19 protein-coding genes and 1 tRNA gene are annotated in these 20,113 nt (G+C 63.8%); 7 read left to right on the top strand and 13 right to left on the bottom strand.

Features of this window, described 5'->3' with window-relative positions; all coding sequences use genetic code 11:
• Positions 1–32: 32 nt before the first annotated feature.
• The 6 genes from era to AC1AYD_RS09290 all read right to left on the bottom strand — a co-directional run bounded on the left by era (position 33) and on the right by AC1AYD_RS09290 (position 5,560).
• On the bottom strand, positions 33–1,043 hold the full coding sequence (gene era, locus AC1AYD_RS09315; RefSeq protein WP_476501616.1) for a GTPase Era: 1,011 nt from the start codon (positions 1,041–1,043) through the stop codon (positions 33–35).
• Position 1,044: 1 nt separating this feature from the next.
• Complete coding sequence (locus AC1AYD_RS09310; RefSeq protein ID WP_476545052.1) at positions 1,045–2,487, bottom strand: hemolysin family protein; 1,443 nt, start codon at positions 2,485–2,487, stop codon at positions 1,045–1,047.
• Positions 2,488–2,523: 36 nt separating this feature from the next.
• Positions 2,524–3,069 (bottom strand): rRNA maturation RNase YbeY, encoded by a 546-nt coding sequence (ybeY, locus tag AC1AYD_RS09305; protein ID WP_476501614.1) that lies wholly within the window; start codon positions 3,067–3,069, stop codon positions 2,524–2,526.
• Entirely contained in the window at positions 3,059–4,231 is a 1,173-nt protein-coding gene (locus AC1AYD_RS09300) for a PhoH family protein (RefSeq protein ID WP_476501613.1), read from the bottom strand. The genes ybeY and AC1AYD_RS09300 overlap by 11 nt, the downstream gene beginning before the upstream one ends.
• Positions 4,232–4,313: 82 nt before the next feature.
• The gene (locus AC1AYD_RS09295; protein WP_034528096.1) at positions 4,314–4,652 is read right to left on the bottom strand and encodes a histidine triad nucleotide-binding protein; all 339 of its coding nucleotides are present in this window, start codon (positions 4,650–4,652) and stop codon (positions 4,314–4,316) included.
• A 110-nt stretch (positions 4,653–4,762) separates the two neighbouring features.
• Entirely contained in the window at positions 4,763–5,560 is a 798-nt protein-coding gene (locus AC1AYD_RS09290) for a 16S rRNA (uracil(1498)-N(3))-methyltransferase (RefSeq protein ID WP_476545051.1), read from the bottom strand.
• A gap of 100 nt (positions 5,561–5,660) precedes the next feature.
• On the opposite strand from AC1AYD_RS09290, the gene AC1AYD_RS09285 reads away from it, so the two are divergent.
• From AC1AYD_RS09285 to glgC, 3 genes are all read left to right on the top strand, one after another.
• Positions 5,661–5,749 (top strand) — tRNA-Leu (locus AC1AYD_RS09285).
• A gap of 105 nt (positions 5,750–5,854) precedes the next feature.
• Complete coding sequence (locus tag AC1AYD_RS09280) at positions 5,855–6,721, top strand: TrmH family RNA methyltransferase (protein WP_476501611.1); 867 nt, start codon at positions 5,855–5,857, stop codon at positions 6,719–6,721.
• A 141-nt stretch (positions 6,722–6,862) separates the two neighbouring features.
• The gene (gene glgC / locus AC1AYD_RS09275; protein ID WP_476501610.1) at positions 6,863–8,110 is read left to right on the top strand and encodes a glucose-1-phosphate adenylyltransferase; all 1,248 of its coding nucleotides are present in this window, start codon (positions 6,863–6,865) and stop codon (positions 8,108–8,110) included.
• 94 nt (positions 8,111–8,204) lie between these two features.
• Here glgC and AC1AYD_RS09270 read toward each other — a convergent pair whose 3' ends face one another.
• The 6 genes from AC1AYD_RS09270 to sufB form a co-directional block, all read right to left on the bottom strand.
• Complete coding sequence (locus AC1AYD_RS09270; protein WP_476545050.1) at positions 8,205–8,792, bottom strand: metal-sulfur cluster assembly factor; 588 nt, start codon at positions 8,790–8,792, stop codon at positions 8,205–8,207.
• Positions 8,793–8,884: 92 nt separating this feature from the next.
• Positions 8,885–9,442, bottom strand: coding sequence for a Fe-S cluster assembly sulfur transfer protein SufU (gene sufU, locus AC1AYD_RS09265; RefSeq protein WP_476501608.1), 558 nt, complete (start codon positions 9,440–9,442; stop codon positions 8,885–8,887).
• 80 nt (positions 9,443–9,522) lie between these two features.
• Positions 9,523–10,794 carry a cysteine desulfurase gene (locus tag AC1AYD_RS09260; protein ID WP_476545048.1) on the bottom strand — a complete coding sequence of 424 codons (1,272 nt, stop codon included), beginning with the start codon at positions 10,792–10,794 and terminating at the stop codon, positions 9,523–9,525.
• 177 nt (positions 10,795–10,971) lie between these two features.
• Positions 10,972–11,751, bottom strand: coding sequence for a Fe-S cluster assembly ATPase SufC (sufC, locus tag AC1AYD_RS09255; protein WP_476501606.1), 780 nt, complete (start codon positions 11,749–11,751; stop codon positions 10,972–10,974).
• A gap of 31 nt (positions 11,752–11,782) precedes the next feature.
• Positions 11,783–13,018, bottom strand: a complete 1,236-nt coding sequence (gene sufD, locus AC1AYD_RS09250) for a Fe-S cluster assembly protein SufD (protein ID WP_476545047.1) — start codon at positions 13,016–13,018, stop codon at positions 11,783–11,785.
• 4 nt (positions 13,019–13,022) lie between these two features.
• The gene (sufB, locus tag AC1AYD_RS09245; RefSeq protein ID WP_034528076.1) at positions 13,023–14,522 is read right to left on the bottom strand and encodes a Fe-S cluster assembly protein SufB; all 1,500 of its coding nucleotides are present in this window, start codon (positions 14,520–14,522) and stop codon (positions 13,023–13,025) included.
• A gap of 159 nt (positions 14,523–14,681) precedes the next feature.
• Between sufB and AC1AYD_RS09240 the strand changes: the two genes are divergently transcribed.
• From AC1AYD_RS09240 to AC1AYD_RS09225, 4 genes are all read left to right on the top strand, one after another.
• Positions 14,682–15,356: a LuxR C-terminal-related transcriptional regulator gene (locus AC1AYD_RS09240; RefSeq protein ID WP_476545045.1), complete on the top strand. Its 675-nt coding sequence runs from the start codon at positions 14,682–14,684 to the stop codon at positions 15,354–15,356.
• A gap of 77 nt (positions 15,357–15,433) precedes the next feature.
• Positions 15,434–16,579, top strand: coding sequence for a sensor histidine kinase (locus AC1AYD_RS09235; RefSeq protein ID WP_476545044.1), 1,146 nt, complete (start codon positions 15,434–15,436; stop codon positions 16,577–16,579).
• Between the two features lie 231 nt (positions 16,580–16,810).
• Positions 16,811–17,317: a hypothetical protein gene (locus AC1AYD_RS09230; RefSeq protein ID WP_476501602.1), complete on the top strand. Its 507-nt coding sequence runs from the start codon at positions 16,811–16,813 to the stop codon at positions 17,315–17,317.
• A gap of 68 nt (positions 17,318–17,385) precedes the next feature.
• Entirely contained in the window at positions 17,386–18,288 is a 903-nt protein-coding gene (locus AC1AYD_RS09225) for a TraX family protein (RefSeq protein ID WP_476501601.1), read from the top strand.
• 157 nt (positions 18,289–18,445) lie between these two features.
• Here the strand turns inward: AC1AYD_RS09225 and AC1AYD_RS09220 are convergent, their stop codons facing one another.
• Positions 18,446–20,107 carry a CTP synthase gene (locus AC1AYD_RS09220; RefSeq protein WP_034528073.1) on the bottom strand — a complete coding sequence of 554 codons (1,662 nt, stop codon included), beginning with the start codon at positions 20,105–20,107 and terminating at the stop codon, positions 18,446–18,448.
• Between the last annotated feature and the right edge of the window lie 6 nt (positions 20,108–20,113).

The following is a 20,113-nucleotide window of genomic DNA, read 5'->3' as shown; positions in this document are numbered from 1 at the left end:
GGGAAGCGGGCCTTCATCGCGCGATAGAACGGCTAGAAGCCGAGACGCTCCAATTGCTTGGGATCGGACTGCCAGCTCTTGGCGACCTTGACGTGCAGGTCGAGGCGCGCCTTCTGGCCGACGATGCGGTTGACGGGGGTGCGTAGCTTCTTCTTCACGGCGGTCAGGTTCCTCGCGCCCTTGCCGATGATGATCGGCTTCTGCGAGTCGCGCTCCACGTAGATGGACACGCGCACGTCCGCCTTGCCGTCGTAGGCCTCGCCGGTCTCGTTGTCCTCCGGATAGTCGATGGAGTCGACGACGACCGCCAGCGAATGCGGCAGCTCGTCGTCCAGCTGTTCGAGGAACGCGCCGCGGATGAGCTCGGCGATGGTGTCCTCGGGGCGTTCCTCGCTGATCTGCTCCTCCGGGTACATCTGCGGGCCTTCCGGCGTGTGCTCGATGAGCACCTTGCGCACCTCGTCGACGTTGTCGTGTCCGAGGGCGCTCACCGGCACGATGTCCGCGAAGTCGGCGAACCCGTCGATCTCGATGAGCTTGGCGACGAGCTGTTCGCGCGAGAGTTCGTCGATCTTGGTGACGACGGCGATCAGCGGCACCTTCCATGCGAACGTGCCGTCGTCGCGCTTCACGGCGAAGTCGGAACGCAGACGGGACAGGATGCGTTTGTCGCCGGGGCCGATCTCCTGGTCGGCGGGCAGCAGGAACGCCACCTCGTCCACGTCGGACAGGCTTTCGTCGACGATGTCGTTGAGACGCTGGCCGAGCAGCGTGCGCGGACGGTGGATGCCGGGCGTGTCGACGAGCACGAGCTGCGCGTTCTCGGTGGTAAGGATGCCGCGGATCGCCTTGCGCGTGGTCTCCGGACGGGACGACGTGATGGCGATGCGCTTGCCGATGAGCGCGTTGATGAGCGTGGATTTGCCGACGTTCGGCCTGCCCACGACCGCCACGAATCCGGAACGGTACGGCTGCGCCTCGCGGCGGTCCGCGCCGTCGTCAGCGGTCGTGTTCTCGTTCGTCGATACGGCGGTTTCGGTCATGTCACTCCTTGGCTTGGGTCTTCGTGTCCGCGGCCCCGCCGTCGGCGTCGTCCTCGGACGCCTTGGCCTGCCGCTCGCCGTCTCCGGCGTTGCCATCTTCCTCGCGCCCCTCGACGTGGGCGGGCTCCACCACGATGGTGGACACCTTCTTGCGTCGGCCGGCGGAATCGACGGCGGTGAGCTTCAGGCCGCGAGTCACGGCGGAGGCGCCGACGATCGGTACGCGGCCGAGCAGTTTGGTGAGCAGTCCGTAGACGGTGTCGACGTCGTCCTCGTCGATGTCGATCTCGAAGATCTCCTCCAGATCGGCGATGGGCGTACGCGCCGGCATCCGCCATTTGCGGTCGCCGATCCGCTCCGGCTCCTCGCGCTGCGTGCGGTCGTGCTCGTCCTCGAGTTCGCCGACGATCTGCTCGATGGCGTCCTCGATGGTGACGAGTCCGGCGATGCCGCCGTATTCGTCGACGACGACGGCGACGTGCTGCCGGGAGCGCTGCATCTGGTGGAACAGGTCGTCGACCGGCTTGGATTCGGGCACGAGCATCGGGTCGCGCACGATGGATTCGACCGCACGGCCGAGCGCCGCCTGGTTGAACGCGGTGGCGCGCACGGCGTCCTTGAGGTAGGCGACGCCGATGAGGTCGTCCACGTCGTCGCCGATGACGGGCACGCGGGAGAAGCCGGAACGCGAGCACAGCTTGAGCATCGCCTCGAGCGTCGCGTCCCTCTCGATGCAGATCATGTCGGTGCGCGGCACCATGATCTCACGGGTCAGTGTGTCGGACAGGGTGAGCACGTTGCGCAGCATCTCGGAGACCTCGGGGTCGAAGTCGTTCGATTCGACGAGACGGTCGATGGTGGCGCGCCCCTGCTCCTGCTGGATCTTCTCCAGTTCCTCGTCGTCGGACAGCTCCTGCGCGCGGCGACGCCCCTCGCGCGCCGCGCCGAGGCGCAGGAACGGCGTGAGGCGGACGGCCGCGGCGACGAGACGGGAGTGTTCGATCATGATGTCGGCTGGCTTGATCGCGCCGGTCTCGCGCGGACGGACGAACACGCTGACCACGGCGACGACGATGGCGACGACGGCCCCGATGACGAGCGCGAGCCACACGCGGGCGTCCCACAGCCCGGCGACGATGGCGACGAGCACGCCGACGAGCACGTTGCTGGCGATGCGGAAGAACGCGCACGCGCCGGCGGTCACGTACCGGTCGGCGATGAGCCGCTGCACGCGGTGGATGCGGTCGACGCGCTTCATGCGGCTGAACTGGGTGAGCTCGCCGTCGGTCTGCGCCTCCAGCACGAGGTTGTTGAGGCTGGCGCGCGTGACCCTGCCGACCGCGCCTTCGGCGGCGGCGAGGGACAGGGACAGCCACACCATCAGCGCGGCGACGATGACGAGCGCGGCGGTGACCGCGATCAGGGTCTGTTGGGAATACTCCATCGGTGTCGTGTTTCCTTTTGTGTCGGCGGTCGGCGGTCAGTGGGTGATCTGGCGGCCGGAACCGTGCTGCGCGTCGTAGGCGGCGAGCGCGTCCTCGCTGCCGGCGGGCAGCGCGACGGGAGCGCCGAGGTCGTGGCGCACGGCGATGAACGTGAGCAGCAGCTGGCGTTGCAGGCCGAACATCTGGCGTTCCTGCTGCGGGTTCACGTGGTCGTAGCCGAGCAGGTGGAGGATGCCGTGGATGGTCAGGAGCATCATCTCCTGGAGCACGCCGTGTCCGGCGGCGGCGGCCTGCTGGGCGGCGACCCATGGGCAAATGACGATGTCGCCGAGCACGCCTTCCATCACGGTCTTGCCGTCGCCGGGGCGCAGCTCGTCCATCGGGAAGCTCATCACGTCGGTGGGTCCTTCGAGGTTCATCCAGTGCTCGTGCATCTCGGCGATGGGTTCCGGGTCGACGAACAGGATCGTCAGGTCGGACTGGGTGCTCACGCGCATCTGGTCGAGGACCCATACGCCGAGGTCGGAGAAGAGTTTCGGGTCGATGGTCCATACGGTCTCGTTGGAGACGTCAACGCTCATCGGTGTCGGTGTCCTTTCGTTCGTCCGTCGCGCCGTCCGCGGCTTCGGCGGTCATGGCCTTCGTGTCTTTCGAGCCTTTCGCCCGCGAGATGCGCCGGTGGTCGCCGTCCAGTCCCTCGTGGCGGTTGTAGGCTTCGACGATCTGGCCGACGAGGCGGTGGCGTACCACGTCCTCGGCTTTCAGGTGCACGAACGCGATGTCCTTGATGCCGCCGAGGATGCGTTCGATGGTGGCGAGACCCGAACGCGGCACGGTGAGGTCGACCTGCGTGATGTCGCCGGTGATGACCATCTTCGTGTTGAAGCCGAGGCGGGTGAGGAACATCTTCATCTGCTGTTCGGTGGTGTTCTGCGCCTCGTCGAGGATGACGTAGGCGTCGTTGAGGGTGCGTCCGCGCATGTAGGCGAGCGGCGCCACCTCGATGGTGTTGTCGTCCATGAGCCGTCTGAGCTGGTCGGCGCCGAGCATGTCGCCGAGCGCGTCGTACAGGGGGCGCAGGTACGGGTCGACCTTGTCGTTGAGGGTGCCGGGCAGGAAGCCGAGGCTCTCCCCCGCCTCGACGGCCGGGCGCGTGAGGATGATGCGGCGCACCTGACGGTCCTGGAAGGCCCGCACCGCCTTGGCGACGGCGAGGTAGGTCTTGCCGGTGCCGGCCGGGCCGATGCCGAACGTGATGGTGTGCGATTCGATGGCGGCCACGTAGGCGGCCTGTCCGGGGGTCTTGGCGCGTACCGGGTTGCCGTTCGCGTAGGTGATGACGCCGGGCACCGCGGGCCTGCGCCGTCCGCCCCCGTCGCGGCGGTTCTTCGTCGACGCGGCTTCGACGCGCTGCAGCGTCTCAATCTCGCGGCCGTGGCCGGGGTGCGTGGCGCGCGTGCGGTTGTCGAGCACGTCCTGGTCGATCATGCGCCGCACGGTGTCGGCGTCCATGGGCGCCGTGTGGGCGGCTTCGATGATCGTGTTGATGAGTTCCTCGGCCTTCGACGCATCGGTCTCGGTCTGCTTGGATCGCGAGACGATGGCCACGCGGTTGCCGCGCACGATGATCGTCAGTTCGGGGAACGCCTTCTCTATCTCGCGAATCACCTGGTCCACGGGGCCGAGCACGGCCACCGGGTCGAGCTGGGTGGGGATGGTGATGGTGCGTGTTGTGGTCGCCACGGATTCCTTTCTGGAATATGGACCGTTCCTGAAGGGTGGATGGCCCGCGCGTCCGGCGGTCCGCCGGCGCGGGCCGGTTCCGCTACTCGTCGAGCTTCTCGCCCGTCATCACGTGCGCGTGCACGTGGAAGACGGTCTGGCCGGCGTCGAGCCCGGTGTTGAACACGAGGCGGAACGCGCCATGGAAGGCGTCGTCGGCGATGTGCTGGGCGACTTCGACGATGTGCGCGAGTTCGGCGGGGTCGGCGGCGGCGAGTTCGGCGACGTTCGCGTAATGCTTCTTCGGCACGACCAGCACGTGGACCTTGGCCTTGGGGTTGATGTCCTTGAAGGCGTATGTGGTGTCGTCCTCGTAGACCTTGGCGCTGGGGATGTCCCCGGCGATGATCTTGCAGAACAGGCAGTCGTCCGATGCGCTCATGGTTGCTCCTTCATGCGGGCCGCGCGGTGTCGGGACGCACGGCCATGGTTTCCGCACCCAGCTTAGCGCGTCCCGTCACCCGCCTTCCATACGCCCGACGGACGCCCGCCCTACGCGAACCGTCCCAGGGCGCGGCTGAGCAGGGACAGCGCCACGGGGCCGGCGGCGGACGCCCTGAGGATGTTCGAGCCGAGCACGACGCTGTGCGCGCCGGCCTCGGTGAACGCGGCGACCTCATCCTCGCTGATGCCGCCTTCGGGGCCGACCACCACGTAGACGGTGCGGGCCTTGGCGTCCTTCAGGCAGCGGTCCATGAGTCCGAACACGAGCCCCTCCACCGACGCCCATGTGTCGGTGGCGTCCTGGTGGAGCACGATGACCAGGTCGCCGTGCACGTTGGCGCGCAGGCACATGGCGACGATCTGCTTCGAGGAGACGCACTCCCCCAATCCGGGCCGCCACGCGCGACGGGACTGCTCGGTGGCCGCGTCCAGCGTGGTCCTCCACTTGCGGTCGGTGCGGCCGGCCTTCCATTTGGCGATGGAACGGTCCGCCTGCCAGGGGATCACCTCGTCGACGCCGATCTGCGTGGCCATGTCGATGGCCTGCTCGTCATGCCCGTTCTTCGCGAGGGCCTGCACGAGCGCGAGGCGGGTCACGGGCGCGGGTTCGCGCACGAATTCGCGCACCTCGGCGACGCCGTCGTCCGGATCGTCGAGCACCGCGGTGACGCGCAGCCCCCGGCCGTCGGACAGCTGGAGCTCGTCGCCGGCCTTGAGGCGCATCGACTGCACCGCGTGCCGTCTGACCTGCGCGGGCAGCGTGAGCTTCCACCCGGCGTTGAGCTCGTCCGAGTTCACGGGGACGTCGTCATGGTCGGAATCCAAGAGGAACAGGGCTTTCGTCATGACCACAAGGCTATCAGCATCATTGCGACACGCCGACGATTGCGCAAGCTCGGAAACCGTGTATTGTAATCACTCGTTGCTTCACAGCGACAACGCACCTGCCCGGGTGGCGGAATGGTAGACGCGCTAGCTTGAGGTGCTAGTGCCTATTTTTTAACGGGCGTACGGGTTCAAGTCCCGTCTCGGGCACCGTCGAAAACCCCTTGGAAACAAGGGGTTTTCTCGTATCTGCATGCATATCGTCCCCGTGTCCCCGCGATACGGCCCATCACACTCACCACAGGAGGCACCGCCATGCGCTTCGTCCATCTGGAATCCATCGACGACGAACGTGTGTCCGCCTACGTCAACCTGACGGAGATCCAGCTGCGCAATCGTCTCGAACCGGCCAAGGGCCTGTTCATCGCCGAATCCCCGAAGGTGATCGACCGGGCGCTGGCGGCGGGCCGCGAACCCATCTCCCTGCTCGTCGAGGAGCCGTGGATCGAGGGCATGGCCGCCACGTTCGACGCCATCGACGCGCGTTGGGGCGCGGACGTCCCCGTCTACGTCGCCTCCCCCGAACAGCTGAGGCGGCTCACCGGCTATCGCCTGCACCGGGGCGCGCTCGCGGCGATGCGCCGCTGGCCGCTGCCGTCCGTCGCCGACGTCTGCCGCGGCGCGCGCCGCGTGGCCGTGATGGAGAACATCGTCGACCATACGAACGTCGGCGCGCTGATGCGCTCCGCGGCCGCGCTCGACGTGGACGCCGTGCTCGTCACCCCCTCCTGCGGCGATCCCCTGTACCGTCGCGCGGCGCGCGTGTCGATGGGCACCGTCTTCCAGATCCCGTGGACGCGCATCGGCGGCGAGGACAAGCGCTACTGGCCGTTCCAGGGCATCGACGAGCTGAAGTCGCTCGGCTTCACCACCGTCGCGATGGCGCTGGAGGACGATTCGATCAGCCTGGACGAGCTCACGCGACGTCTCCACGCCGACGACGGCGACCCCGACCGCATCGACCGTCTCGCGCTCATCTTCGGCACCGAAGGCGACGGATTGTCGCGCCACACCATCGCCCGCGCCGACCTGACGGTGAAGATCCCGATGAGCCACGACGTCGACTCGCTCAACGTGGCCGCCTCCAGCGCGGTCGCCTTCTACGCCACGCGCATGCGCTGACGCGACGCGCTGGACACGATTCGGGCGTGTCGCGGTTTTTGTGCAATCATTGTCATTGTGAGTTCGGAGCGAGGAAGCCCGGACCAAACCCGAGCGCGGCGCCGAAAGGCGCTGTTGGTTGTTGAGAGGAGCAACACGACAATGGCCAAAAACAAGCAGAAGATTCTGTCGATAGTGTTGGCGGGCGGCGAGGGCACCCGACTGATGCCGTTGACTCGCGACCGCGCGAAGCCGGCCGTTCCGTTCGGCGGCGTGTTCCGCCTCATCGACTTCCCGCTGTCCAACCTGGTGAACTCCGACTACCGCCACATCGTCGTGCTCACCCAGTACAAGTCCCACTCCCTTGACCGTCACATCTCCCAGATGTGGCGCTTCTCCTCGCTGCTCGGCAACTACGTCTCCCCGGTCCCCGCGCAGCAGCGTCTCGGCAAGCACTGGTACCTCGGCTCCGCGGACGCCATCTACCAGACCATCAACATCATCGAGGACGTCCAGCCGGACATCGTCGTGATCGTCGGCGCCGACCACGTCTACCGCATGGACTTCGGCCAGATGGTCGAGCAGCACATCGAATCCGGCGCGGAGTTCACCGTGGCCGGCATCCGCCAGCCGATCGAGCAGTCCAACCAGTTCGGCGTGATCGACGTCGATCCGAACCACCCGAACCAGATCAAGAGCTTCCTGGAGAAGCCGGACACCTGCGCGGGCCTTCCGGACGACCCGAATTCGTTCCTCGCCTCCATGGGCAACTACGTGGCCAACACGGACGCCCTGTTCGACGCGCTCGCCAAGGACGAGAAGAACGAGAACACGAAGCATGACATGGGCGGCGACATCGCCCCGTACTTCGCATCCCGCGGCGAGGCCGGCGTGTACGACTTCAACTCGAACGAGATTCCGGGCTCGACGCCCACCGACCACGCCTACTGGCGCGACGTGGGTACGATCAAGCAGTTCTACGACGCGCACATGGACCTGATTGCCTACGTGCCCGAGTTCAACCTGTACAACCAGGCCTGGCCGATCTACACGAACTCCGGCACCCTGCCGCCGGCCAAGTTCGTGCACGCCGGCCGCGACCGCCTCGGCCACGCGACCGATTCGATCGTCTCCCCCGGCGTGATCGTCTCCGGCGGCGAGGTGCACCATTCCGTGCTGTCGCCGAACGTGCGCATCCACTCGTGGGCGCAGGTCGTGGACTCCGTGCTGTTCGACGGCGTCGTCGTGAACCGTCGCGCGCGCGTGTACAAGGCCATCCTCGACAAGAACGTCGTGCTCACCGAGAACTCGACGGTCGGCATCGACACCGAGCATGATCTCGCCCGTGGCTTCACCGTCACGCCCGAGGGCATCACCGTCGTGCCGAAGGGCACCGTCGTCGACGACTGACGGATTCCCGAGGACGCGAAAAAGGCCCCGAACCGTTCATCCGGTTCGGGGCCTTCCCGTATCCTCAGCCGTTTCCGATTGGATCGGCATCGGATCAGTACTTCGGCAGATTGTCGAAGTTGAAGCCGAGGGCGGCGAGCTGCTCGCGTCCCTCCGGCGTGATCTTGTCCATCGTCCAGCGCGGCTGCCACGTCCAGTCGATGCGGAACTCCTCGACGAGGCCGGCGAGCGTGCTCGCGCATTCGTCCTCGATGAGGTTGGTCAGCGGGCAGGCGGGCGTGGTGAGCGTCATCGTGATGATCGCGCGGCCGAGATCGTCGATCTCGATACCGTAGACGAGTCCCAGGTCGATGACGTCGATGCCGAGCTCCGGGTCGATGACCTGGTGCAGCGCCTCGCGCACGTCCTCCGCGGTGGCGCGGCCGATGTCGTCGACGAACTTCAGCGGGATGTGGCTGTCATCCGATTCCGCATCGTCGCCGTGACCGCATTCGCTCTTCTTGTGGCGTCCGCATGCGCACATGTCGTCGTCGGAGGCCGGTTCGGCGGGACGGCCGTTCGGGAATCCCTTCGCGAGGGCCGGGTTGGCCATCACGCGACGGGACGCCTCCTCGTCCTGCAGCACGCCGTTCACCGCGTCGAACACGCTGGGCTGGGGTTCGGGCACGAGATTATCGCTCATAGTTCACTCCAAAATCGTCGGGTCGTATCCACTGTACGCGTCGCCCACGGCTTTTCGCCCTGGGCGACGCGCATACGGGAATCGGGCGTCGGTCACTGCTTGGCGGCCAGCGCCTTGGCGACGGAGTCCTTGAGCCCCTCCCAGGCGAGGAGCGCGCATTTGATGCGCATCGGGTACTTGGACACGCCCTGGAAGACGATGCCGTCGCCGAGCGACTCCTCGAGCTCGTCGTCGCCGAGACCCTTGCCGCGCGATTCCATGAGCTTGTGGAACGTGTGCTCGAGCTCCATGGCCTCATCCACGGTCTTGCCGTCGACCAGATCGACCATGACGGACAGGCTGGCCTGGGAGATGGAGCAACCCTGGCCGTCCCACACGACGCGTTCGATGGTGTGCGGCTCCTTGTCGGAGACCTCCACGTGCACGGTCGCCTCGTCGCCGCAGGTCGGGTTGAACTGGTGGGATTCGCCTGGCGTGCAGTATTCGTGGCTGGCGCGCACCACCGTGTCGCCGGACGACTGGGCGCCGGTTCCCTCCTTGGTGAGGTCCGCCGCGAAATGCTCCTTGCCATGCGGGTTTTTCGCGGCCTCGAGGATGACCTCCTGGTACATCTGCTCGAGGTCGTCGCCGCTCATGCCGTAATCGTTCATAACTTCCTTATCGTATCGTCCCCTCGGACAGACGTGGACGGTCGGGTGCCGCCGGACTCGTCGGACGCCTCCGGACGCCGTCAGGCGCCGAAGAACTTCCTGATGCCCTTCGCCGCCTCGACGAGCGCCTGCGCGTCCTCGACGGTGTTGTACACGCCGGACGAGGCGCGGTTGGAGGCGTACAGGCCGAAGTGGCGGTGCACGGGCTGGGCGCAATGGTGGCCGACGCGGATGGCGATGCCCTGCGCGTCGATGTACTGGCCGACGTCGTGCGGGTGCACGCCCCTGACGTCGAACGCGACGGTGCCGATACGGTCCACGTTCTCGCGGGGGCCCAGGATGCGGATGCCGTCGATGTCGCCGAGCTTGAGCAGTTCGGCGGCGATCGTGCGCTCATGCGCCTCGATGTTCTCGAGTCCGACGTTCATCATCCATTCGGCTGCGACGCCGGCGGCCACGACCTGCGCGACCGGCTGCGTGCCGGCCTCGAAGCGGGCCGGCGGCTCCATGTACTGGGCCGGCTGGTCCATCCATGCGAGCTCGACCATCGATCCGCCGAAGTTGGCCGGCGGTAGCGCCTCGAGCAGCTCGCGCCTGCCGTACAGGAAGCCGACGCCGGTAGGGCCGTACATCTTGTGCGCGCTCCATGCGGCGAAGTCGACGTCCAGCGCGTGGAAATCGACCTTGAGATGCGGCACCGACTGGCAGGCGTCGAGGATGAACACGGCGCCCACGGCGTGCGCGCGGGCGACGATCGGGGCGATGTCGGTGATCGCGCCGGTCGTGTTGCCCACGTGCGTGACGGCCACGACCTTCGTGCGTTCGGTGATGACCTCGTCGAGATTGTCGGTGCGCACGCGGCCGTCCTCGGTCAGGTCGATCCACTTGAACGTGGCGCCGGTGCGGTAGGCAAGCTCCTGGAACGGCAGCAGCACCGAATGGTGCTCCGCCTTCGAGACGACGATCTCGTCGCCCGGCTTCAACGCGAAGCGCTTGGCAGCCGCTCCCCCACGGCCGAGCGACGCGTTGCCGAACGCGGTGGCCAACAGGTTCAGGCCCGCCGTCGCGCCGCCGGTGACGACGATCTCCTCGTTGCCCTCTTCGGCGCTCGCGCCGACCAGCTTCGCGACCTTCGCACGCGCCTCCTCGAACGCCACCGTGGAACGCGCCGCGAGCTCGTGGGCGCCGCGGTGCACGCCCGCGTTGATCGTGCGGTAGAAGTCGCTCTCCGCGTCGATCACGCATTGCGGCTTCTGCGAGGTGGCCGCCGAGTCGAGGTACACGAGCGGATGCCCGTGGATCTCCTGGTCCAGAATCGGGAACTCGTCCCTGATCGCTGCGAAATCAACCATTGTCATTTCCCCCATTTCGTGACATTCACATGCAAGTGAGTGGGAGTCGGCGGAACGCATGTCGAGACCGTAAAGACTCGGCCAGAGCGGCCCGGAGCGTGTCACGGTATGCGTTCCGCCGACTCCCATGGCTCCGCCGGAACCGTGAAGAAGCCGGATGGAACCGTCCGTCGGATGTCAGGCGAGTGCGGACTCGGAGTCCGCCCCTTCCGGCAGGTACGCGTCGTAGCCGTTCTCCTCGAGCTCGTCGGCCAGCTCCGGGCCGCCGGTCTTCACGAAGTGGCCGTCGGCGAACACGTGCACGATGTCCGGCTTGATGTACTTGAGGATGCGCGTGTAGTGCGTGACCATGAGGATGCCGAACTGGTTGGCCTCCTTGGCGCGGTTCACGCCCTCGGACACGATGCGCAGCGCGTCCACGTCGAGACCGGAGTCGGTCTCGTCGAGGATGGCGAACTTCGGCTTGAGCAGTTCGAGCTGCAGCACCTCGGCACGCTTCTTCTCACCGCCGGAGAAGCCCTCGTTGACGGAGCGCGTGGCGAACTTCGGATCCATCTTGAGGCGCTTCATCGCCTGGGACAGCTCCTTGGTCCACGTGCGGATGGACGGGGCCTCGCCGTCGACCTCGGTCTTCGCGGTCCTGAGGAAGTTGGTCATCGAGACGCCGGGCACCTCGACCGGGTACTGCATGGCGAGGAACAGACCCGCCTTGGCGCGCTCGTCCGGGGTCATCTTGAGGATGTCCTGGCCGTCGAGCAGCGCCTCGCCGGAGTCGACCACGTACTTGGGGTGGCCGGCCAGCGTGTAGGCGAGCGTGGACTTGCCGGAGCCGTTGGGGCCCATGATGGCGTGGGTCTCGCCGGAGTTGACGGTCAGGGAGGCTCCCTTGAGGATCTGCTTGGTGCCTTCCTTGGTTTCGACGTGGACGTAGAGGTCCTTGATTTCGAGAGTGGACATTGGTTCTCCTAACAGTCCGAAAAGTCTTGGGTTACTTGTCTTCCAGCACCTGCGCCATGGCCGCGTCCTCGCCGCGCGCCAGGCGGCGGTCGATGACGTCCATGAGATGGTCGGAGACGGCGGGGATGCCGATCTCCTCGACGAGTTCGCCGAAGAAGCCGCGCACGACGAGCTTGCGCGCCTCGGCCTCCGGGATGCCGCGCGATTCGAGGTAGAACAGCTCCTCGTCGTCGAAGCGGCCCACCGAGGAGGCGTGGCCGGCACCGATGATGTTGCCGTTCTCGATCTCGAGGTTCGGCTCGGAGTCGGCGATGGCGCCCGGCGTGAGCACGAGGTTGCGGTTGAGCTCGTAGGAGTCGGTGCCGGGGGCAGTCGGCTCGATCAGGGCGTTGCCCACCCACGTGGAGTGCGCGCCCTTGCCGTCGAGCGCACCCTTGTAGACGACGCGGCTGCGGCAGTCGGGATGGTTGTGCACGACCATCGTGCGGTGCTCGATGTGCTCGCCCGGGTCGACGAAGTAGATGCCGAGCATGTTGAGCTCGCCCTGCTCGCCGCCGAAGTCCTGGTCCATGCGGATGCGCACCACGTCGCCGCCGAGCGTGACGACGGAGTGGCGCAGGGACGCGCCCTCGCCGACGTGGATGCGATGGTTGCCGACGTGCTTGGCCGTGCGGTCCCACTCCTGGATGAACGTGGCGGAGACGTGCGAGTCCCTGCCGGTCGTGATCTCGACGCCCTCGGCGAGGCGTGCGTCGCCGTCGTGTTCGACGACCACGTCGGCGTGCGCGCGGTCCGCGGCGTCGATGACGAGATGGAACGCGTCGAGGTCCTCACCGGCGCCGTGCACCTTGACGAGCACCGGCTTGGCGATCTCGCCGTCGAGGCGCAGGATCGTCGCCGTGGAGCCGGAGTTCCATTCGACGGCGGAGACGCGGTCGTTCGGCTTGGAGACGGTGCCGGACGCGCCTTCGCCGAGCCTGACCTGGCTGATCGTGACGCCTTCGGCCAGCGGCGAGCCGTCGATCATCGACACTTCGATCTCGGTCTCGCCGGAAGGCTTGAACACGTCGAAGAACTCGCCGATGCGGTCGATCGGCGTGTATCGCCAGTCCTCCTGGTCGCGCGCGGGCACCGGGAACGCGGACACCTCGAAGGAGCGGGGCGCGCGGTCGGCGCTCGACGGCATGGCCGCCGGGATCTTGTACGGGTCGTTCGGGTCGGCGACCGGGATGTTCAGTTCCGCCGCCTTGTTTTCGGTTTCGGCCATGGGATCAGCCCACCGATCCTTCCATCTGCAGTTCGACGAGTCTGTTGAGTTCGAGCGCGTATTCCATCGGCAGCTCACGGCTGATCGGCTCGACGAAGCCGCGCACGATCATGCCCTGTGCCTCCTCCTCGGACAGGCCGCGGCTCATCAGGTAGAACAGCTGGTCCTCGGAGATCTTGGAGACGGTGGCCTCGTGGGCCATGGAGACGTCGTCCTCGCGCACGTCCACATGCGGGTACGTGTCGGAGCGGCTGAAATCGTCGACGAGCAGCGCGTCGCACACGGTCGAGTTGGAGGAGCCCTCCGCGCCCTTGACGATCTTGACCAGGCCGCGGTAGGCGGAACGGCCGCCGCCGCGCGAGATGGACTTGGCGACGATCGTGGAGCTGGTGTGCGGGGCGAGGTGGATCATCTTCGCGCCCGTGTCCTGGTACTGGCCCTTGCCGGCGAAGCCGAGCGACATGGTGCTGGCCTTCGCGTACGGCTCGGCGAGGATGCAGGCGGGGTACTTCATCGTGGCCTTGGAGCCGATGTTGCCGTCCACCCATTCCATCGTGCCGCCCTCGCGCACGTAGGCGCGCTGGGTGACGAGGTTGTAGACGTTGTTCGACCAGTTCTGCACGGTGGTGTAGCGCACGCGCGCGTGCTTCTCGACGATGATCTCGACGATGGCGGCGTGCAGCGAGTCCTCGGACCAGATCGGGGCGGTGCAGCCCTCCACGTAGTGCACGTAGGAGCCTTCGTCCGCGATGATGAGCGTGCGCTCGAACTGGCCCATGGCGGGCGTGTTGATGCGGAAGTACGCCTGCAGCGGGATGTCCACGTGCACGCCCTTCGGCACGTACACGAACGAGCCGCCGGACCATGCGGCGGTGTTGAGCGCGCCGAACTTGTTGTCCTCCGGCGGCACGACGGTGCCGAAGTACTTCCTGACGAGGTCGGGGTATTCGCGCACGGCGGTGTCCGTGTCGACGAAGATGACGCCCTGCTTCTTCAGGTCCTCCTGGATGGAGTTGTAGATGACCTCGGACTCGTACTGGGCTGCCACGCCGGAGACAAGGCGGTTCTTCTCCGCCTCCGGGATGCCGAGGCGGTCGTAGGTGTTGCGGATGTCGTCCGGCAGCTCCTCCCACGACTTCGCCTGCTTCTCGATCGGCTTGACGTAGTACTTGAAGTCGTCGGCGTTGAAGCCCGACAGGTCGACGCCCCACTTGGGCATCGGCTTGTCGAGGAACGCCTTGAAGCCGCGCAGACGCATGTCGAGCATCCACTCGGGTTCGCCCTTGTCGGCGCTGATGTCGCGCACGACCTGTTCGTCGATGCCTCGCTTGGCGGCCTCGCCGGCCGCGTCGGAATCATGCCAGCCGTAGCTGTAGTCGCCGAACTGCTGGATGATCTCGTCATCCTGTCTGATCTTCTCCTCGTTGACGCGGGAGCGATCGGCCACGTACTGGCTCATCTCCACGTCAGCGGCGGCGTTTGGCGCTTGTGTTTCGCTCACCATCCTGCCTTCCGTTGGTCACAACATTCCTACGTCAATGTAGCAGAACCCATGCGCGAACTCCACGACCGACACCGCATGTCGGCTATGGATGAACGTGAGCTTGGTTACGGGCGATTGTTCCCCGGCACAAGACCATAATGAGATGGAGGGGAGGTAACGATGCCGGGTGCACAAAAAGGAACAGGCTACCGCATAGGGCTCGTCGACGACGACGCATTGACCCTTGCGGCGTTGCATGCGCTCATCACGCAACGCCTCGCGGAGGAGGGCGTGTCCGTGGCATGGACGACGAGATCCGGCGAAACGGCCATCGACCTGTGTGTGAATGAACGGAGCAGACCGGATGCGGTACTGGTCGACATGGGCATGGATGATGTGGACGGGGCGTCGGTGTTGGAGCGGCTCCGGCGTTTCTCATCACGGATCATGTTGTTGGCGATGACCTCGCATTCCCTGAACCGTTACAGGACTTCCGCCCAAAGGGCAGGAGCCAGGATTCTGTTGGACAAGTCCGATATCGCCGGATTGCTCCGCTGCCTACATGATTGCGTATCCGGAGACCTCAGCCCGGCCCCCGATCGGATGTCGCCACCGGCAGCCGCGGTCGTCGAATACCCCGACGGCGAATCGTCTGTTCCACAATCGTTGTCCTCCAGGGAGGCCGAAGCCATGGATTGGACCATCGAGGGATTGACGGCCAAGGAGGTGTCCCTGAAGATGTCGGTTTCCGAATCAACGGTGAAAACCCATATCCGCCACGCCATCGAAAAGCTACAGGTACGCAACAAGCTGCAGGCCGTCAGGGTATGGTCCGAAATCAGAAGAGGGCGATGATGCGCGTTCCATCCTTATCTTCCGCCGGAATAGGGCATGAACCCACAAAGCTGATCAGGCGTCCCCGTACGGCGGCGATGATAGCCATCGCCGTATGCTGCACCTGCATCCAGGGAATGGCCGATGGGGTTGGTGGGGTCATACCGCTGACCATCATCGCCGTCTATATCGGTCTGCTGATCGGGATGTACTGGAATCCATTCCTCTGTGGAACCGCGATTTTATCGCTGTCCATCGTTCTCGGCTGCGTTCCGGATGCCGATTTCCCCATGCAGTTCTGGAATGTCTGGCTGGCCTTCGGCTTGCTCGGATATGGTCGTCATCTCCTGGCTGCGGCCATGACGATTCTCGTCCAGGCCGCAGCTATGACAGGTATGTGGCATCTTCATGGTACCAGCGGTTGGAGTCTTTCCGGGATAGGAACCTTCAATGCAAGCTGCATCATCATGATCGTCGTCGGATACGCCATAGCGGAGCATCGATCGGCCGACATCCTGCGGCAGAAGGCCCTGGAGACGGCGAATGCGAAACGTGAACGCGATCTGCTGCGACGGGATATCGAATTGGCGAGCCGCATCCATGACTCCACGACGCGCGGGCTTGCGCTCATTACGATTCTGGCCAATCAGTGCATGGATTGTCCTCCGGATGAGCGGCAGGCCAATCTGGCACTCATCCAATCCACCGCGCAATCCACGTTGGCCGACGTGCGCAAGGTGATAGACGCCCTTGAAACCGACCGAAATGCGAAATCCGCACACGACGATGCACCGCTCACCATTGCGGATATGGTGCACGGCATCATGAAGAGCAACGATGCGGAACTGCGCAGCATCGGCATATACGGGCACAGCGCAGTGCAGAGTGAAACGGCACCGGATATGCGTACCGTTCCGTCCGATATCATTCAGGAAATCTCGGACTTCCTGAATCAACTATATTCGAACATTGCCGTATACGGCACCCAAGGCGATGACGCCTACTACATGCACGTGGAGATCGAGAACTCGGTGCTGTGTGTGGAGCAGTTCAATATCATCAGGAATGAATCGCGGATGTGGCCGCACCGCGGCAGAGGTCTGTCCCTCCACGCAACACGCATCCATGCGCTCGGAGGTTCTCTTGAGACGCGCAAGGAGGAAGAGAATTGGATTGTGCGTGCGCGTATCCCTCTTTATCACACTACCAATTGCAGAACCATGCAAACCATGGCGGACAACTGAATCCCACCACCGTCTGCATGGATATCGACGTATTCACCGTTTCCATCCGTTGATGCGAAGGGGCGTGCTGACCGACCATAAGGACCACAGCAATCATGATGCCTGATATCAATCGCATGACAACTCCTTTCCTCGTACCAATTCTATGGGCTGATGACCCCTATCATCTTTTAGATGATGCCACCGATTATTGATCTAATATTGAAAACGTCTCTATAAGAAAGGATAACGATGTCCACTATCTACAAGAACCTTGCAGCACTGTTCTGCATCATCGCGCTTCTCTGCGCCGCTACAACAACTTCCACGGCTTTCGCCGCTTCCAGTGACGAAGCCCCTCCGGTCTATGGCCTCTCCACCACTCCACCCACCGATGCCCCTCCAGCCACGAGAAGCACCGACTATCCGACAAACGTGAGAAACATGTCTGTCGGGGGCCAGTATTCTTTCGGAGCTTCAGTCCGCTATGGCAGTCTAATGTACACAGATTATCGTTTTACGGGAAAGAGTTCCTACACCGTCACCGTGTACAACACCGGCAATTACAGGATCCTGGTACGCGCGTTTAAAGTCAAGCGGTTCAGCGCCAATGACGATATGATTAAATACATCACCATTGCCCCCAAGGCTTCCGCTACCTTCACTGTTGGTGGACTCAGCAACAGTGATCAGATTTACCTTGGTTTCAATAATGATGTAAATGATGATTTCATCATCTTCAATGGCGTGATTCGCTAATACTTAGCGGGTCATCTTCATATGAGATCTGAAGATGACCCGCTTCTTGACATACGGACGATATACATATGAACAGTTTTCAATTGAAGGCATTTGCCTGCCTGCTCATGGTCATCGATCACATAGCGGAATTCCTACCGTCCATGCCATTATGGATGCACTGGACCGGCCGCCTATCGGCACCTATTTTCTATTTCCTTATTGGATGGAGCTGTGTATATACCAGCAATCGAAAGCGCTTCCTGATACGACTTTATATAGCCAGTATTGGCATGTCGATTATACAGGCCGCTTCTTTCGCCCTTATTCAAATGAATATTCCCTTTATTCACAGCGCTCAACCGATAGGCAATAATATTTTTGCAACGCTTTTGCAGATGGCTTTAATCATATGTCTGCTGTCCACACCAACACGTCATGAACGGGTAATCAATATTACAATCTACATTCTGGCCCAATTTACCATTAGCGCAATTGTGCACTTCATAGCAACGTTTTTGGACAGATTTAACCCAAACGCGACACCTGTTCTCTATGTTCTGTTCGCTTCAAGCGGAACCGTCCTGAACCTAGAAGGAGGTTTGCTCGTTGTTGCAATCGGCATCATCCTATGGGCGACCCGCACTAATAGGATTCACATGTCATTGGCCTTCAGTGGAATCTCCTTTACATATCTATTTGTTTCGATGCCTGCTGTAGGTCACGCATTCGCAAATCTGTCGCATTCGGAATCTCTTTTTACAATCGTCACTTTTGCTTTGAGAACAATTGGGATTTCTCCGTTCAGTCTCGGACAATCTCCTCTTACAGCAAACTATCAATGGATGATGATTTTCGCGTTACCCTTTTTACTGTCATACAACCAGAAGCGCGGCCCACACGTCAAATGGTTTTTCTATATTTTTTACCCTGCACACATCATCGTGCTGTTCCTTACCGGCATAGCGTTAAACAACTATATGCTGTTCTGATACACACCGAATAATCATCTCCCTCACCTCCATGTCGCCGTCAGAAAGACGACCTTCATAAAGACGATGACCGGTGTGGGTGGCCATCTCCTATAGGGATGGCCACCCACACCGGTCATCGCATCAACCGCTCAGACGAGCGCCGAAAACAGACCGTTCAGCGTTCGCGCTGGTGGTCGAGCGCGGCCTTGACGAGGCCGGCGAACAGCGGGTGCGGCTTGGTCGGGCGGCTCTTGAACTCCGGGTGCGCCTGGGTGGCCACGTAGAACGGATGCACCTCCTGCGGCAGTTCGACGAACTCGGTGAGCTCGCCGTCCGGGCTCTGGCCGGAGATCCGCAGGCCGCCTTCGCGCAGGCGGTCCTTGTAGGCCACGTTCACTTCGTAGCGGTGGCGGTGGCGTTCGGTGACGTGCGTGGAGCCGTACAGCTCGGCGACCAGCGAACCCTCCTCGAGGTCGGCCGGGTAGGAGCCGAGACGCATGGTGTGGCCCATGTCGCCCTTGCCGGCGACGATGTCCTTCTGCTCCTCCATCGTGGCGATGACCGGGTTGACGCAGTCCGGCTCGAACTCGGTGGAGTTCGCGTCTTCGATGCCGAGCACGTGGCGGGCGTATTCGATGACCATGGACTGCAGGCCCAGGCACAGGCCGAGCGCGGGCAGCTTGTGTTCGCGGGCGAACTTGAGGGCACCGATCTTGCCGTCGATGCCGCGGATGCCGAAGCCGCCGGGCACGACGATGCCGTCGACCTGGTCGAGCGCGGCGGCCGCGCCCTCCTCGGTCTCGCAGCGGTCGGCCGCCACCCACTTGACGTTCACCTTCGCCCAGTTGGCGAAGCCGCCAGCCTTGATGGCCTCGGTGACGGACAGATAGGCGTCCGGCAGGTCGATGTACTTGCCGACGATCGCGATGTTGACCTCGTGCTTCGGGTGGTGGACGCGCTCGAGCAGGTCCGCCCACTCGTCCCAGTCGACGTCGTGGAACGGCAGTCCGAGCTCGCGCACCACGTAGGCGTCAAGGCCCTCGTTGAACAGGATCTTCGGCACGTCGTAGATGCTGGGCGCGTCCACGCAGTTGACCACGCCCTCCGCGTCCACGTCGCACATGAGGGAGATCTTGTCCTTGATGGACTGGTTGAGCGGACGGTCGGAGCGCAGCACGAGCGCGTCCGGCGTGATGCCCAGCTGGCGCAGCATCATCACGGAATGCTGGGTCGGCTTGGTCTTGAGCTCGTGGGCGGCGGAGATGTACGGCACGAGGGAGACGTGCACGAACATGCAGTTCTCCTGGCCGAGCTCGCGGCGCACCTCGCGGGCCGCCTCGAGGAACGGCTGGGATTCGATGTCGCCGACGGTGCCGCCGATCTCGGTGATGATCACGTCCACGTCGTCCGCCGCCTGGGCGCGCATGCGGGACTTGATCTCGTTGGTGATGTGCGGGATGACCTGCACGCACTGGCCAAGGTACTCGCCGGCGCGCTCCTTGCGCAGCACCTCCTGGTAGATCTGGCCGGTGGTGACGTTCGCCTTCTGCGAAAGGAACACATCGAGGAAGCGCTCGTAGTGGCCGATGTCGAGATCCGTCTCGGCGCCGTCCTCGGTCACGTACACTTCGCCGTGCTGGAACGGGTTCATCGTGCCCGGATCCACGTTGATGTACGGGTCGAGCTTCTGCTGCAGCACATGCAGACCGCGGGAACGCAGCAGACGGCCGAGCGAGGACGCCGTCAGGCCTTTGCCGAGGGAGGAGACCACGCCGCCGGTAACGAAGATGTGCTTGGTGACGTGCTCTTGCGAATTGCCATGTGTTCTTCTAACCATGGAATT

Source organism: Bifidobacterium sp. LH_426 (genome assembly GCF_056356875.1).
Note: the sequence above shows the minus strand (reverse complement) of the source record. Positions and strands in the feature narration are given on the sequence as shown.

Bases quoted from the DNA above. Each gene is read 5' to 3' on its own strand.
- era (WP_476501616.1), bottom strand. From the start codon at position 1,043: ATGACCGAAACCGCCGTATCGACGAACGAGAACACGACCGCTGACGAC.
- AC1AYD_RS09310 (WP_476545052.1), bottom strand. From the start codon at position 2,487: ATGGAGTATTCCCAACAGACCCTGATCGCGGTCACCGCCGCGCTCGTC.
- ybeY (WP_476501614.1), bottom strand. From the start codon at position 3,069: ATGAGCGTTGACGTCTCCAACGAGACCGTATGGACCATCGACCCGAAA.
- AC1AYD_RS09295 (WP_034528096.1), bottom strand. From the start codon at position 4,652: ATGAGCGCATCGGACGACTGCCTGTTCTGCAAGATCATCGCCGGGGAC.
- AC1AYD_RS09290 (WP_476545051.1), bottom strand. From the start codon at position 5,560: ATGACGAAAGCCCTGTTCCTCTTGGATTCCGACCATGACGACGTCCCC.
- AC1AYD_RS09280 (WP_476501611.1), top strand. From the start codon at position 5,855: ATGCGCTTCGTCCATCTGGAATCCATCGACGACGAACGTGTGTCCGCC.
- glgC (WP_476501610.1), top strand. From the start codon at position 6,863: ATGGCCAAAAACAAGCAGAAGATTCTGTCGATAGTGTTGGCGGGCGGC.
- AC1AYD_RS09270 (WP_476545050.1), bottom strand. From the start codon at position 8,792: ATGAGCGATAATCTCGTGCCCGAACCCCAGCCCAGCGTGTTCGACGCG.
- sufU (WP_476501608.1), bottom strand. From the start codon at position 9,442: ATGAACGATTACGGCATGAGCGGCGACGACCTCGAGCAGATGTACCAG.
- AC1AYD_RS09260 (WP_476545048.1), bottom strand. From the start codon at position 10,794: ATGGTTGATTTCGCAGCGATCAGGGACGAGTTCCCGATTCTGGACCAG.
- sufC (WP_476501606.1), bottom strand. From the start codon at position 11,751: ATGTCCACTCTCGAAATCAAGGACCTCTACGTCCACGTCGAAACCAAG.
- sufD (WP_476545047.1), bottom strand. From the start codon at position 13,018: ATGGCCGAAACCGAAAACAAGGCGGCGGAACTGAACATCCCGGTCGCC.
- sufB (WP_034528076.1), bottom strand. From the start codon at position 14,522: ATGGTGAGCGAAACACAAGCGCCAAACGCCGCCGCTGACGTGGAGATG.
- AC1AYD_RS09240 (WP_476545045.1), top strand. From the start codon at position 14,682: ATGCCGGGTGCACAAAAAGGAACAGGCTACCGCATAGGGCTCGTCGAC.
- AC1AYD_RS09235 (WP_476545044.1), top strand. From the start codon at position 15,434: ATGATAGCCATCGCCGTATGCTGCACCTGCATCCAGGGAATGGCCGAT.
- AC1AYD_RS09230 (WP_476501602.1), top strand. From the start codon at position 16,811: ATGTCCACTATCTACAAGAACCTTGCAGCACTGTTCTGCATCATCGCG.
- AC1AYD_RS09225 (WP_476501601.1), top strand. From the start codon at position 17,386: ATGAACAGTTTTCAATTGAAGGCATTTGCCTGCCTGCTCATGGTCATC.
- AC1AYD_RS09220 (WP_034528073.1), bottom strand. From the start codon at position 20,107: ATGGTTAGAAGAACACATGGCAATTCGCAAGAGCACGTCACCAAGCAC.